Below are 12971 nucleotides of genomic sequence, written 5' to 3'. Positions count from 1 at the left end.
TTCTTCAGGGCGCTACGGCGCCCTTTTTCTTTTCGTACCGGCATAAAAAAACCCCCGGTAAGCCGGGGGTTGGGCGCGTCGCGCTTTGAGGGTAAAGCGCAGGTGAGCGAAATTACGCTGCTTTGGACGCTTTCGCGTTAATCGCCGTTTCCGCGATGGTGGTCAGCTTGCCATCGGTGGATTTCTCCTCCTCAAGCGTGGCTGCCAGCAGTTTCTTGGCGTCTTTGTAGCCTAACTGTTCTGCCAGGGTGCAGAGCGTGCCGTAGGCGGCGATTTCATAGTGCTCCACTTTCTGCGCGGCGGCGATAAGGCCAGCGTCGCGTACCGGGCCTTGTTCGATCTCGTCGATTACTTCCTGGCCTTCTTCAATCAGCCCTTCCATCGCCACGCATTTGATGCGGCGCAGTTTAAGCTCAGGCACACTTTCCACCACCTGATCGATGCGTTCAATCTGGCCCCGGGTTTCCTCGAGGTGAGCGCGGAATGCCGCGGCCAGCTTTTCATCGGAAGCCGCGCGTGCAAGCTTCGGCAGAGCGCGGGTCAGCTGTTTCTCGGCGCTATAGGTGTCTGAAAGTAAATGTACAAAAAGATCCTGAGCGGTTTTGATCTGCATCTCTTGCTTCCATAAGGGTTGTCAAAAGTAAAGCCCTTTAAGCATGGACAAGGAATGCGGAAATAAGCCAGGCGGCAAACGCGAAAAGTGATACAGCATAATCCGAAAACGATGCGCAAAAAAAAGCCGCTCACGGGAGCGGCAAAGGTCAGGCTAAGAGTATAAGACGGGCGGACTGCGCCGCCCTTGATGGATCAGAAGGTTTCCCAGTGCTCGCTTTGGGCGAGCGCCGCGCGCGGTACAACCGGCGCCAGCGGCTGTGCGGCAGGCGGTTGCGGCTCGTTTTTACGCGCGGCTGAAGCGCCACTTAAGCGGAACGCGCCCACGGCCTGGGTAAGGCGTCCGGCCTGTTCTTCGAGCGATACCGCCGCGGCCGACGCCTCTTCCACCAGCGAGGCGTTCTGCTGCGTGACGTTGTCCATTTCAGCGATGGCCTGCGCCACCTGCTCAATGCCCTGGCGCTGTTCATCCGACGCCGCCGCGATTTCCAGCATGATGTCGGTGAGACGTTTCACCGCCTCGACGATGCCTTTCATGGTATCGCCTGCGTTAACCACTTCGCTGGAGCCGCGATCGATGAGCGCCACCGATTCGCTGATAAGCCCTTCAATCTCTTTCGCCGCCTGGGCGCTGCGGCTCGCCAGCGTGCGCACTTCGCTGGCCACGACCGCGAAGCCACGGCCCTGCTCGCCCGCACGCGCCGCTTCTACCGCAGCGTTGAGCGCGAGAATGTTGGTCTGGAAGGCGATGCTGTTAATCACCGCCGTGATTTCAGAGATTTTCTTCGAGCTGCTGGAGATATTGCCCATTGTGGTCACGACGCCGGAGACAATCTGTCCGCCGGTGGTGGCTTTGCCGGAGGCGTCCTGCGCCAGTTTGCTGGCGTGGTGGGCGTTGTCGGCGTTCTGTTTCACGGTGGCGGTCAGCTGTTCCATGCTGGCTGCGGTCTGCTCAAGCGCCGCAGCCTGCTGCTCGGTGCGCGAAGAGAGATCGGTATTGCCCGCAGAGATTTCGCTGGTGCCCTGATAAATCGCCTGCGCGCCTTCGCGCACGGCGCTGACGGTTTTCACCAGCGATCGCTGCATCATTTGCAGATGCTGGCTCAGGCGGCCGATTTCGCTGCGCCCTGTCGCCTCTTCCGGCAGCGTCAGATCGCCGCTGGCGATAGTTTCAATGCGCGTCGCCGCATGTTGCAGCGGAACGATAACCACGCGACGCAGTACCACGAAAGTGAGCAGCGACATCACCAGCGCGACAATAAACGCGGCGACCATCACCATCAGGCTGAAATGCGTGCGGCTGCTGGCGTCGCTGCGCAGTTGCTCAACGCGATCGGTACGGCTCGCCAGCGCTTTCGCCAGCACCTGGTTATAGTCGTCGTCAAGCTTGCGGGCAGTTTCGTTTTCATGCTCGATAATCGCTTCGAACATGCCGTTTTTGGCATATTTCAGCATCGGCGCAAGGCCGCTGATGTAGGCGTCGTAACGGGCTTTAAGCTCGCTGTCGAGCGCCGCTTCAGAATCGGCATGCGTCTCACGATCCATATATTGTTTAAAGCCAACGTTAGCCTGCGCTATCGCTTTTTCCGCATCGGCGATGTTGCGCTTCATCGCGTCCATCTCCGCGACGCGGCTCGCCGCGCCTGCGTGGATCATATTGATACGCGCGGTGCGAAGCTGGTTGGCGCTGTCCGCAAGCCCACTGCGGATCTGTATTTCCTGCGTTACGTTGTTGAGCGCGCTGTCGCCCTGCATAAGGAAGTATCCTGCCAGCCCGCCACAGAGCGCGAACAACACCAGAATCCCTCCCAGGATGACGGAGAACAGCGGGACAAGCCGAATGTGATGCCAGAAGCTTAGCGCCCCGACATCACGGGTTGTTGTTTTATTCATGGCCACGATTTCCCTTTGGGTAAGATGCAAAAAGAGTCTTGCCTCTAGGACATCGGCAGTTTTGCGTAAACGCTTACCCTTAAAAGCGATACCTGGCTCACAGATTCGAAAAGAGGGGCTAAAGTCGGGGAAAGTGAAGAGGCCAGCGGTCGCTAAACCGCTGGCAGATAAGGTTATTTGTCGCCGAAGTGGATAACGGTGCGGATCGACTTACCTTCATGCATCAGGTCGAACGCCTCGTTGATCTGCTCAAGCGGCAGGCGGTGCGTAATGAAAGGATCGAGGCGAATCTTACCCGCCATCGCGTCTTCCACCATGCCCGGCAGCTGGGTGCGGCCTTTCACGCCACCGAACGCCGAACCGCGCCAGACGCGGCCTGTCACCAGCTGGAACGGACGCGTTTTGATCTCCTGACCTGCGCCCGCCACGCCGATGATAACGCTTTCACCCCAGCCTTTATGGCAGCACTCCAGCGCCGCGCGCATCACGTTGACGTTGCCGATGCACTCAAAGCTGAAATCGACACCGCCGTCGGTCATCTCAACGATAACGTCCTGAATCGGCTTGTCGTAATCTTTCGGGTTAACGAAATCGGTGGCACCCATTTCACCCGCCAGCTTGAATTTCTCCGGGTTGGTGTCGATGGCCAGAATGCGCCCGGCCTTCGCCTGTACCGCGCCCTGGATTACCGCAAGGCCAATACCGCCGAGGCCGAACACGGCAACGGTGTCGCCCTCTTTCACTTTGGCGGTGTTATGCACCGCGCCGATGCCGGTGGTGACGCCGCAGCCCAGCAGGCAGACTTTATCGAGCGGCGCCTGCGGGTTCACTTTCGCCAGCGAAATCTCGGCGCAGACGGTGTATTCGCTGAAGGTGCTGGTGCCCATATAGTGATAAACCGGCTCGCCGTTGTAAGAGAAACGGGTGGTGCCGTCCGGCATCAGGCCTTTGCCCTGCGTGGCGCGTACGGCCTGGCAGAGGTTGGTTTTACCGGATTTACAGAATTTGCACTCGCCGCATTCGGCGGTATAGAGCGGGATCACATGGTCGCCCGGCTTCAGGCTGGTGACGCCCTCGCCCACTTCCACGACCACGCCGCCACCTTCATGACCGAGCACCGCCGGGAAGACGCCTTCCGGATCGTCGCCGGAGAGCGTGAACGCATCGGTGTGGCACACGCCGGTGTGGGTAATTTTGACCAGCACTTCGCCCTTTTTCGGCGGCGCGACGTCAATCTCAACGATTTCCAGCGGTTTGCCCGGGCCAAATGCGACTGCTGCACGTGATTTCATAATGTCCTTCCGTTGTAGTGAGTCGTCGTAGTTATTTTAGATAAGCGCGCAAAAGCTGGCCGATTTCCGCCATCCGCTGCGCGCGCTGCTCCGGTGTGGTGTCGCCGCTGACCAGCTCATCTTTTAAGTGAATTTCCACCATCTCGCCCATCAGGCCGTTGGCGGCGCCGCGCACGGCGGCGATTTGCTGGAGGATATGGAGACAGGGTTCGCCCGCCTCCAGCGCGCGCTCCAGCGCCTCCGCCTGCCCGCGAATGCGGCGCACGCGGGTCAGAATGCGCTTTTTGTCTTCAGGAGAATGCGGCATGGTTTTCGCCTCATGGATACTATAGGGGGGTATGGTATAGAAGTGCTTCCGCCTATGCAAACGGTCATTTTCTGGCGGTACGTTTTTGCGGGAAGGGAAACGAGGCAGAAGCACAACAGCCTAACGACATAACCCGTGCGCAGTAAATCATTCACCAGCCGTATATATAGCCCTCAACCAAACTAACAGCATGATATATCTCAATACCGCCGGCTTTACAGGATGACATAACTGCCGCCCTGTAGAGGACAGGAGTGGTATGAAAAAATTATTGTTAGTGGCTTTACTCGCGATCTTCCCCCCATCCGTTTACCCCTTCGCTTTTGACAACAGTGTGCTGATGCTGCGCTGCCCCGGCAGAGAGACGATTGAAGTGATACTGCACCGTTATGAACATACGCAGGAAGCCTGGGGCCGCGATCATTTTGAAACTGGCGGCGGTCGCAGGCAGCGGGGAAGTTTAGTGATCTTTCCGTTCGCGAATCTGGACAGCATGGTATATGACCAGATGACGCAGTCGTTCGGTTTCTGGTATCAACGCGAAGCGAGATTCGTCCACTGCCAGCTTCTGAGCCTGCGCAGCGCCTGGCCGGTGGATCTCCCGGTGTTTCGTGAATAAACCCGGCCAGAGTCACCGGGAATTAGCGGCGCAGCGGCAGCCCGGCGGTTTCTCTGGCGCGCATCACGGTAATAAAGGTGATCAGCGCCGCTCCCATGACATAAAACGCGGGTGAGAAAAGATTACCGGTGGAAGCGATGAGAAATGCCGAGAACCACGGCGTGATGCCGCCGAAGAAGGCCACCGACAGGTTATAGGCGACCGACAGCCCGCCATAGCGCACGCTGGTCGGGAACAGCTCGGCCATCGCCGCGCTGCACGCGCCATCAAAGGCGGCGATAAACGCCCCCAGCAGGAGCATCGCGAGCACGGCGGATAGCATATCGCCGTTCGCCATCACCATCAGCGCCGGGTAGGTAAAGAGAATAAACCCGCCGCATCCTGCGAGCATCAGGGACCGACGGCCATAGCGGTCGGAGAGCCAGCCCATAAACGGCACCAGCACCGCGATGCCGAACAGCCCGATGGTGGTAATCGCGTAAGCATCGAGCTTGCTGAAGTGCATCTGCGTTATCAGGTAGCCCGGCATAAAGGTTTGCAGCATCCAGTGGCCGACCGCTTTGATAACCACAAACCCGACGCAGAACAGCAGCGCGCCGCGGGCGCTTTTGAGCGTACTGCGCAGCGGCGCGGCCTGCGTGGTGCCCGCTTTCGCCGCCGCCTGGAACTCCGGCGTGTCTTCAAGGTGCGTTCGCAGGTAAAGTCCCACCCAGCCGAGCGGCCCGGCGATTAAGAACGGAATGCGCCAGCCCCAGTCGTTCATCGCGGTTTCGCCAAGCCCGGCTGTCAGCAGAAACACCAGCCCGGAACCCGCCACAAACGCCATAAAACCGAAGTTATCGATCCAGCAGGTGAAGTACCCGCGTTTATCCACCGGGGCATATTCCGCGAGAAACGTGGTCGCGCCGGAGGTTTCGCCGCCCGCCGCAAAGCCCTGCACCAGCCGGGTGAGCACCAGCAGCGCAGGCGCCAGCAGGCCAATCTGATGGTACGTTGGCAGCAGGCCCATAATGAAAGTGGCACCGGAGGTGAGCAGAATGACCGTCGCCAGTACGCGCTTGCGGCCAATGCGGTCGCCAAGCGAGCCGAAATAAAGCCCCCCAAGCGGGCGCATAATAAAGCCTGCGCCAAATACCGCGAAAGACGAAAGCAGCGCCGCTGCCGGGTCGCCGGTCTGGAAAAACTGCATCCCGATAATGGCCGCCAGCGTGCCGTAAAGCCCGAAATCGAACCACTCGACAAAATGCCCCACGCCCGTCGCCAGCAACACCTTTCGCAGTTTACGCGCCAGTTGCGTCTGTTCGTCCACTGCTGCCCCTGTCGCTTCACGTTGTACTGACTGCGTCATGCTGACTCTCCCGGCTGGTGCGCTGATAGAGCGCGAGTGTTTCTATAATAGATATAGATCTATAAGCCGCCATTGCCAGACCGCCCACGTCGCGCCGCTTAAATTGTGAGCTACGCCGCGCGACCCTCTGTAAAATGCCGCCGGGATCACATTTCGTCCAGGGTTAATCGCGCTTGCCCGGCATCATGCGCAGCAGCGTGTTGTCCTTCCAGAAATAGTGATGCGCCAGTGCGGCCGCCGCATGAAGCCCTATGACAAAGTAGCTGAGATTCGCGATAAACGCGTGAATGGCGCGCAGCTGCATTTCGAGATCTTCATCAGGTTCAGCGGCCACCGGCATACTGATGCCAAACGCAAACCACGGGCTGCCGCCATAATATTTGGCAACGATCCCGAGCAGCGGCAGGCCGATAAACATCAGGTAAATGACCAGATGCACCAGATGGGAAAGCCCGATATACATCGCGCGCGGTTTCGGCACGATGGGCGGCGCGGGATATTTAATGCGCACCAGCAGACGTGCAACCATTAACACCAGAATCGCGATGCCGCAGCTAAAGTGCGTCCAGATAAAGAGCCGCCCGACAGGACGCGGCACCAGCCCGCGGAGCTCCATCGCCGCATAAGCCATGACCACCAGAACGAATACCAGCCAGTGAAGCGTGATTTGTAATGACGTGTATTTACTGCGCATAAGACTATCCTGATTAAACGCAACGAAAACACCAGGATAACGGCTGAAGATTAAATATTCATTAGTTTTCACGCCGCCAGAGAATAATAAAGGAGAGAACATGAATGCCCACGAGGTTCTGTTAACCCGCATGCGCGAGGCGGTCGCGCGCAGCCACGACATGTCCGTCTGGCCACAGGGCGACGCGCCGGGCGCGCGCCAGAGCCACGCGGTGTTTACTCTTGAAGAGCGCCTGACCGGCGACAGCGAGCTTGACCGTTCCGTCACCGGCGTGCGTGCGCCGCGTATTGTGGTCTACGCGCCGGAACATCCTAACGGCGCCGGCATTCTGGTAACGCCCGGCGGCTCGTACCGTCGCGTGGTGCTCGATAAAGAAGGCAGCGCGCTGGCACCCGCGTTTAACGACCGCGGCTATACGCTGTTTGTGATGACCTATCGCCTGCCCGCCGACGGCCACGCCGAGGGCGCGGACGCTCCGCTCGCCGATCTCCAGCGCGCCATGCGGCTTATCCGCGCACAGGCGTCGCGCTGGCAACTTGATCCGGACAAACTCGGCGTGCTGGGCTTTTCCGCCGGCGGCCACGCTGCTGCAAGCCTCGGCACCCGCTGGAATGACGCGGTGTACGCGCCGCTGGATGAAACCGACGCGTTCAGCGCCCGCCCGGCCTTTATGGGGCTGGTCTACCCGGTGATGACGATGGAGGAGCCGGTGGCGCACCCCGGCTCGCGGGAGGCGCTGACAGGCAACGCGCCCGATGACGCCGCCATCCTCCGCTATTCGCCAGAAAAAGCGGTCACCCGCGCCACCCCGCCCGCGTTTTTACTGCACGCGGTGGATGACCCGGCGGTAAAAGTGGAAAACAGCCTGCTGATGTTTAACGCGCTGCACGCGCAGGGCGTGCCGGTGGAGATGCATCTTTTTGAACAGGGGCAACACGGCTTCGGCATTCGCGATGCGCTGGGGCTGCCCGCGCACCTCTGGCCGGAGCTGCTGATGAATTGGATTGAGAGCAAACGCTGACGCAGCGGGCCGCCCGCAGGCGGCCCTGAAACGGTTAGCTTTGCAGATAGACAACCTGGGTTTGCAGATATTCATGCAGCCCGTGTTTGCCATCCGCCCCGCCGATCCCGGATTTACGCCAGCCCGCATGGAACCCCTGCATCGCTTCGAAGTTTTCACGGTTGATGTAAGTTTCGCCGAACTTCAGCCCGTTAATCGCTTTCATCGCGGTGGTGAGCGACTGCGTATAGATTGAAGACGTCAGGCCATATTCGCTGTCATTCGCCATCGCGATAGCCTCTTCCAGCGTATCGAACGTGACGACCGGCAGCACCGGGCCGAACGTCTCGTCATGCATGATGCTCATCTCCTGGCGCACATCCACCAGCAGCGTCGGGGGATAGAAATAGCCTTTGCCCTCTACCGTCTTGCCGCCGAGCGCCACCGTCGCGCCCTCGCTGACCGCACGCGCCACTTTCTCTTTCACGCGCGCCAGCGCAGCCGCGTTAATCAGCGGCCCCATCGCGATATCATCACGCGTTGCCGGGTCGCCAAATTTCACCGCGCTCAGCGCCTCGCCAAGCGCGCTGACAAAACGGTCGTAAATGCCCTTCTGCACATAGACGCGCTCAACGCAGTTGCAGACCTGCCCGGTGTTAATCACACGTGAATCGACAATCGCTTTTACCGCAAGTGGCACATCCGCATCGTCCATCACAATGGCGGGCGCTTTGCCGCCAAGCTCCAGACAGACTTTGGTGATGTTTTTCGCGGCCGCCGCCATGATTTTCTCACCCGCGCCGACGCTGCCGGTCATGCTCACCAGCGCCACTTTCGGGTTACCGGCCAGCTCCTGCCCGACGGTTTCGCCACGCCCCAGCACCAGGTTAAACACGCCCGCCGGCAGCCCCACCTCATGAACAATCTGCGCGAACGCGATGGCGTTGTTCGGCGTGAATTCGCTCGGTTTAATCACAATGGTGTTGCCGGTAATCAACGCAGGGGCCAGTTTGCGGGCGATCAGGAAGAACGGGAAATTCCACGGCAGAATGCCGGTAGTAACGCCGAGCGCGCGCTTAAACACCAGAATATTTTCGCCCGGCCGGTCGCTTTGCAGGATTTCGCCTTCATAACGGCGCGCCCATTCGGCCATATAGTCGATGTAATCCGCCGTGAAGTTAACTTCAACGCTCGCTAGCTGCTGCGTTTTGCCGCCTTCGGCCACAATCAGCGCGCTGATTTCCGCCGCCTTTTCGCGAATACCGGCGGCGATTTTACGCAGCCATCCGGCGCGCTCGATGGCGGGCAGCGCCTCCCAGCCCGCCTGCGCGCGGGCGGCGGCGTCAATGGCGCGGCGCGCGTCCTCTGCCGTTCCGTCCGGGATACGGGAGATAAGCGCCTCCGTGGCGGGGTTCACCACATCGATCCACGCCTCGCCCTGCCACTGAACGAACTGACCGTCGATATACATTGGATGTTGTACGGGTGCTGTCATCGCGTGCTCCTGCTGTCGCATTGGTTTTTAACAGGTGAATTAATTGTTAAAAAATTACGAGCAGCAGGCGGTCGGCCGAAGCGTTTTGGCTGAAAATGTGAATCAGGTCGGGAAAATCGGCGAATAACGGGCAGAGAAATAACAAATATTCAACACGCCGCTGCCCGTTTGCGCCGCAAAACGCGCAAACGGGCAGCCGGGCCGTCAGGCGAGCGACCGGTGACGTAAAAAGCTGGTGAGCTGCGGCTCCTCGTGTAGCGCCTGCCAGGCGTTCAGCACCTCAGGCGGTATCACCACTTCGTCAATGAAATCACGCCCCGCCGGGCCGTAGCCGTCTGCGTCGTTACGCAGGCGCGGGATCTCGCCCAGCACCAGCGACAGATACCGCTCTACCGGCCAGAGCCCTTCGGACGGCTCGCGGAACTGTACCGCCCTGGCGCCGTTTTCCAGCACCGGCTGTACGCCGGGGTAACTCAGCCATTGCGGCGAGGTCGCCGCGTCGCGCCAGGCGCGGGTAAACGTGGCGTGGGTGCGCCGCTGCATGGTCGGGTCCTGAATCAGTATTGCGCGCGCAGGCAACTCACCGCGCGCATCCAGCAGCTCGCGGGTAAAACGGGCGTTCTCGCCACAGTTGGTGGATTTCTCCTCAACAATAATCTGCTCCTCCGGCACCTCATGAAAATCGCGGGCGATACGGGCGAGGATCCCCGCCTCCGTAAGGCCGGTGGTGCGCAGATGGTTGTAGCGTGGATGCTGCGCCACGGCGGCATAGAGAAACGTGGTCGAGTGACCAAGCCCGCCGGTTATCAGCAGCGGTAGCCCGCTCTCTTTAGCCAGACGCGCGGCGGCGTCCACGGTTGGCAAAACGGCGTTACCCGCCAGCACAATCAGCTCAGCGTCCCCGGTGACGGGTGCGGCGGCAAAATCGTTACGGGCGAGCCAGGCGCCGATGAGGTTAACACGCTGCAGCGTGCCTTCCGACAGCAGAGGAAAAGGCATCATGTTCATGGTCACCTCCATAGTAAAAGCCAGTATCCAGCGTACCGACTGGCGTTCGGCTCCCCTACCGGAGAGCTCCTAATCTGCCTGCGCCTGATGCTCAGCAGACCGCCAAATGTTACAAATTTGAAATAAATCGAATTTACTGAAAATCGTCGGGTTGCACCTGCTTCCCATTCTGACAGGTTCCCTATCCCGAATAATAATCTGCGGCAAACCAGCGTTAATTAAGGTTTTATCCCTAGTTGATATGGCTGATTTAGCGCCACTGGCGCGACCAGTGACTTGCCAAATGCCCTCACCAAACTTAATTTGCTTAACACTTTGACAACCTTTTTTACCGTTCAGGGTTGCACCTGTAGCGCGCCAGGTAGCGCCTTGCACCACCACTCCACGTGCGAGGGTTTCACTCTAATGACGACACACGACAGCAGTATCGCTATCCTCAAAAAGAACCGAAAAGTGCTGATCGCGAGCCTCACGGGCAGCGCTATTGAATGGTTCGACTACTTTCTCTATGGCACCGCCGCCGCCCTGGTGTTTAACAAAATATTTTTCCCGATGGTTGACCCGGTGATTGGGCTTATCCTCTCCTGGCTCTCGTTCTCGCTGACCTTTTTTATCCGCCCGATTGGCGGCGTGTTTTTCGCCCATATCGGCGACCGCATCGGGCGCAAGAAAACGCTGGTGCTGACGCTCTCGCTGATGGGCGGCGCGACGGTTATGATTGGCCTGCTGCCTGATTACGAAACGATCGGTATCTGGGCACCGGTGCTGCTTATCCTGATGCGCATTATCCAGGGCATGGGCATCGGCGGTGAATGGGGCGGCGCACTGCTCCTCGCCTACGAATACGCGCCCGAAAAGCGCAAAGGGTTTTTCGGCAGCATCCCGCAGGCGGGCGTGACCATCGGCATGCTGATGGCGACATTTATCGTCTCGCTGATGACGCTGTTTAGCGAAGCGCAATTTCTCGCCTGGGGCTGGCGTATTCCGTTTCTTTTTAGCGCGGTACTGGTGCTGCTGGGCTTGTGGATCCGTCGCGGGATTGATGAAACGCCTGATTTCCAGCAGGCGAAGCGCACCGGGCAGCTAAGCAAAACGCCGCTGCGCGTGACGGTTCGCCACCACTGGCGCGAAGTGCTTATCGCCGCCGGATTAAAAGTCGTGGAAACCGCGCCTTTCTACATCTTCTCGACTTTCGTGGTGAGCTACGCCACCACTACGCTGGCCTATGAGAAATCCCAAGCGCTGGAATCGGTAACGCTGGCGGCACTGGTGGCGACGGTACTGATCCCGGTGATGGGGCTGCTGTCGGATAAAATTGGCCGCAAGCGGATGTATGCGGTGAGCGTCATGCTGCTCGGCGCATTTATCGTGCCGTGGTTTATGCTGCTCGACACCGGCACCACTTGGGGGATCGTGCTCGCGACGGTAATCGCGTTCGGCGTACTGTGGTCACCAATCACCGCGGTGCTCGGCACGCTCTGTTCAGAAATTTTTCACGCCCGGGTGCGCTATACCGGTATTACGCTTGGGTATCAACTGGGTGCCGCGCTCGCCGGCGGTACCGCGCCGCTTATCGCCACAGGCCTGCTGGCCCACTCCGGCGGCGACTGGACGCCCGTCGCCTGGTATCTGGCGGTCACCGTCGCGATTTCGCTTCTGGCTATCCTGTGCGCCAGCCGCCTGCACCGCCGTAAAGCCCCTGTCGAAGGCGAAACCACAGTGCGGTAATCAATCAAAAAACGTCATTCCCCGGTAAGGCCGCGCCCGGCAGGCGGCCAGCCGGGTGGCGAGACTGCCGACGTGCAGTTCGAGCTGATGCCCGTCCGGGTCGAGGAAATACCAGGAGTCGCCCTCGCTGCGGTTGCTTTTCCAAGTTTTCACCCCCGCGGCGGTCAGTGTGTCCACCATTAACGGGAAATCGGCCTCGCTCACGGTAAAGGCATAATGCGTGTAGTCACGGGCAGGCTGCCCGGCGTTGTCATCCAGCGACAGACAGAGCCAGAGATCGCCGCACGAAAGATACGCTCCGCCATCCCAGCGCGCATGCAGCCGCAGCCCCAGCAGCGAGTGGTAAAAGGCGAGGCTTTGCGCCACGTCTCGCACGGCGATCGTCAGATGGTTAAGCCCGCTCAGCATGTTCCGCGCCCTCTTCCTGAAGCAGTTTTGCGAAACAGACCGCATCTTCCTGCCCGACGTAGCGCCCGTAGTTGTCGATAATCTCGTAACCGCGGCGCAGGTAAAAATCCACCGCGCGCGGGTTGGTGCGCCGCGTCTCAAGCCACGCTTGCTCATAGCCAAAGTCGCGCGCGAAACGCTCCGCCGCGCTTAATAACTGGCTGCCCGCGCCGGGATTATCCGGCAGCGCGAACAGACGTTTAATTTCGGCGATGCCGGGCTTAAAAGGCCGACAGGCCACGCAGCCAATAGCCGTACCGCTGGCGTTGCGCGCCAGTAAAAAAGTGGCACCCTCAGCGCGCACATCGTCATTATCAAACGACTGCCTGCCCGAGCTGCCGGTGAGCGCCACCAGCGTCTCGGAGAGCGCCGCCAGCAAAACGATAGCGTCAGGGTGGGTCGGGTCGCTCGGTTCAATCAGGTAATCAGGCATCTTTCCCTCTCATTCACGCGGCGTCAGGCCGCATCACAGCATAGCGCAGCGGCAACGGATGGTGCTGCAATTCAGACAACGCGCCGCGATACATT

The 12971-nt window shown here is 59.6% G+C and carries 14 protein-coding genes; 3 read left to right on the top strand and 11 right to left on the bottom strand.

The annotated features are described in order from the left end of the window. Positions 1 to 112: 112 nt before the first annotated feature. The 4 genes from AFK66_RS09230 to AFK66_RS09215 all read right to left on the bottom strand — a co-directional run bounded on the left by AFK66_RS09230 (position 113) and on the right by AFK66_RS09215 (position 4104). Entirely contained in the window at positions 113 to 613 is a 501-nt protein-coding gene (locus AFK66_RS09230) for a YciE/YciF ferroxidase family protein (RefSeq protein ID WP_004385277.1), read from the bottom strand. 194 nt (positions 614 to 807) lie between these two features. Beyond that, the gene (locus AFK66_RS09225) at positions 808 to 2505 is read right to left on the bottom strand and encodes a methyl-accepting chemotaxis protein (RefSeq protein WP_032983328.1); all 1698 of its coding nucleotides are present in this window, start codon (positions 2503 to 2505) and stop codon (positions 808 to 810) included. Between the two features lie 173 nt (positions 2506 to 2678). After that, positions 2679 to 3797 (bottom strand): S-(hydroxymethyl)glutathione dehydrogenase/class III alcohol dehydrogenase, encoded by a 1119-nt coding sequence (locus tag AFK66_RS09220; RefSeq protein WP_007698027.1) that lies wholly within the window; start codon positions 3795 to 3797, stop codon positions 2679 to 2681. A gap of 31 nt (positions 3798 to 3828) precedes the next feature. Continuing rightward, positions 3829 to 4104 (bottom strand): metal/formaldehyde-sensitive transcriptional repressor, encoded by a 276-nt coding sequence (locus AFK66_RS09215; RefSeq protein ID WP_004386881.1) that lies wholly within the window; start codon positions 4102 to 4104, stop codon positions 3829 to 3831. Positions 4105 to 4363: 259 nt separating this feature from the next. Here AFK66_RS09215 and AFK66_RS09210 point away from each other — a divergent pair, with 259 nt between their 5' ends. Continuing rightward, positions 4364 to 4723, top strand: coding sequence for a hypothetical protein (locus AFK66_RS09210; protein ID WP_007775357.1), 360 nt, complete (start codon positions 4364 to 4366; stop codon positions 4721 to 4723). A 22-nt stretch (positions 4724 to 4745) separates the two neighbouring features. Here AFK66_RS09210 and AFK66_RS09205 read toward each other — a convergent pair whose 3' ends face one another. Further along, entirely contained in the window at positions 4746 to 6071 is a 1326-nt protein-coding gene (locus tag AFK66_RS09205) for an MFS transporter (RefSeq protein WP_007775358.1), read from the bottom strand. A gap of 163 nt (positions 6072 to 6234) precedes the next feature. Further along, complete coding sequence (cybB, locus tag AFK66_RS09200; RefSeq protein WP_007775359.1) at positions 6235 to 6765, bottom strand: cytochrome b561; 531 nt, start codon at positions 6763 to 6765, stop codon at positions 6235 to 6237. A 100-nt stretch (positions 6766 to 6865) separates the two neighbouring features. Here cybB and AFK66_RS09195 point away from each other — a divergent pair, with 100 nt between their 5' ends. Further along, entirely contained in the window at positions 6866 to 7786 is a 921-nt protein-coding gene (locus tag AFK66_RS09195; protein ID WP_007775363.1) for an alpha/beta hydrolase, read from the top strand. Positions 7787 to 7820: 34 nt separating this feature from the next. On the opposite strand, the gene aldA is transcribed toward AFK66_RS09195, so the two are convergent. From aldA to AFK66_RS22360, 3 genes are all read right to left on the bottom strand, one after another. Then, positions 7821 to 9260 (bottom strand): aldehyde dehydrogenase, encoded by a 1440-nt coding sequence (gene aldA / locus AFK66_RS09190; RefSeq protein WP_032986272.1) that lies wholly within the window; start codon positions 9258 to 9260, stop codon positions 7821 to 7823. 204 nt (positions 9261 to 9464) lie between these two features. Then, positions 9465 to 10268, bottom strand: coding sequence for a YdcF family protein (locus AFK66_RS09185; RefSeq protein ID WP_032983705.1), 804 nt, complete (start codon positions 10266 to 10268; stop codon positions 9465 to 9467). A gap of 69 nt (positions 10269 to 10337) precedes the next feature. Further along, positions 10338 to 10643, bottom strand: coding sequence for a hypothetical protein (locus tag AFK66_RS22360; RefSeq protein ID WP_131824101.1), 306 nt, complete (start codon positions 10641 to 10643; stop codon positions 10338 to 10340). A gap of 30 nt (positions 10644 to 10673) precedes the next feature. Here AFK66_RS22360 and AFK66_RS09180 point away from each other — a divergent pair, with 30 nt between their 5' ends. After that, positions 10674 to 11996, top strand: coding sequence for an MFS transporter (locus tag AFK66_RS09180; RefSeq protein ID WP_007775409.1), 1323 nt, complete (start codon positions 10674 to 10676; stop codon positions 11994 to 11996). On the opposite strand, the gene fos is transcribed toward AFK66_RS09180, so the two are convergent. Then, positions 11997 to 12404 carry a FosA family fosfomycin resistance glutathione transferase gene (fos, locus tag AFK66_RS09175; RefSeq protein WP_007775411.1) on the bottom strand — a complete coding sequence of 136 codons (408 nt, stop codon included), beginning with the start codon at positions 12402 to 12404 and terminating at the stop codon, positions 11997 to 11999. Further along, a complete protein-coding gene (locus AFK66_RS09170; RefSeq protein WP_007775414.1) occupies positions 12388 to 12876 on the bottom strand; it encodes a GNAT family N-acetyltransferase in 489 nt (162 codons plus the stop codon). Before AFK66_RS09170 ends, fos begins: the two co-directional genes overlap by 17 nt. Positions 12877 to 12971 lie beyond the last annotated feature (95 nt).

The sequence above is a fragment of the Cronobacter malonaticus LMG 23826 genome, from assembly GCF_001277215.2.
Lineage (GTDB): Bacteria > Pseudomonadota > Gammaproteobacteria > Enterobacterales > Enterobacteriaceae > Cronobacter > Cronobacter malonaticus.
This window is presented reverse-complemented; position numbering and strand designations above follow the sequence as displayed.

Coding starts and splice junctions, on each gene's coding strand:
- fos (WP_007775411.1), bottom strand. CDS start 12,404: ATGCTGAGCGGGCTTAACCATCTGACGATCGCCGTGCGAGACGTGGCG.
- AFK66_RS09195 (WP_007775363.1), top strand. CDS start 6,866: ATGAATGCCCACGAGGTTCTGTTAACCCGCATGCGCGAGGCGGTCGCG.
- AFK66_RS09225 (WP_032983328.1), bottom strand. CDS start 2,505: ATGAATAAAACAACAACCCGTGATGTCGGGGCGCTAAGCTTCTGGCAT.
- AFK66_RS09170 (WP_007775414.1), bottom strand. CDS start 12,876: ATGCCTGATTACCTGATTGAACCGAGCGACCCGACCCACCCTGACGCT.
- AFK66_RS09180 (WP_007775409.1), top strand. CDS start 10,674: ATGACGACACACGACAGCAGTATCGCTATCCTCAAAAAGAACCGAAAA.
- AFK66_RS09220 (WP_007698027.1), bottom strand. CDS start 3,797: ATGAAATCACGTGCAGCAGTCGCATTTGGCCCGGGCAAACCGCTGGAA.
- AFK66_RS09205 (WP_007775358.1), bottom strand. CDS start 6,071: ATGACGCAGTCAGTACAACGTGAAGCGACAGGGGCAGCAGTGGACGAA.
- AFK66_RS09185 (WP_032983705.1), bottom strand. CDS start 10,268: ATGAACATGATGCCTTTTCCTCTGCTGTCGGAAGGCACGCTGCAGCGT.
- aldA (WP_032986272.1), bottom strand. CDS start 9,260: ATGACAGCACCCGTACAACATCCAATGTATATCGACGGTCAGTTCGTT.
- cybB (WP_007775359.1), bottom strand. CDS start 6,765: ATGCGCAGTAAATACACGTCATTACAAATCACGCTTCACTGGCTGGTA.
- AFK66_RS09215 (WP_004386881.1), bottom strand. CDS start 4,104: ATGCCGCATTCTCCTGAAGACAAAAAGCGCATTCTGACCCGCGTGCGC.
- AFK66_RS09210 (WP_007775357.1), top strand. CDS start 4,364: ATGAAAAAATTATTGTTAGTGGCTTTACTCGCGATCTTCCCCCCATCC.
- AFK66_RS09230 (WP_004385277.1), bottom strand. CDS start 613: ATGCAGATCAAAACCGCTCAGGATCTTTTTGTACATTTACTTTCAGAC.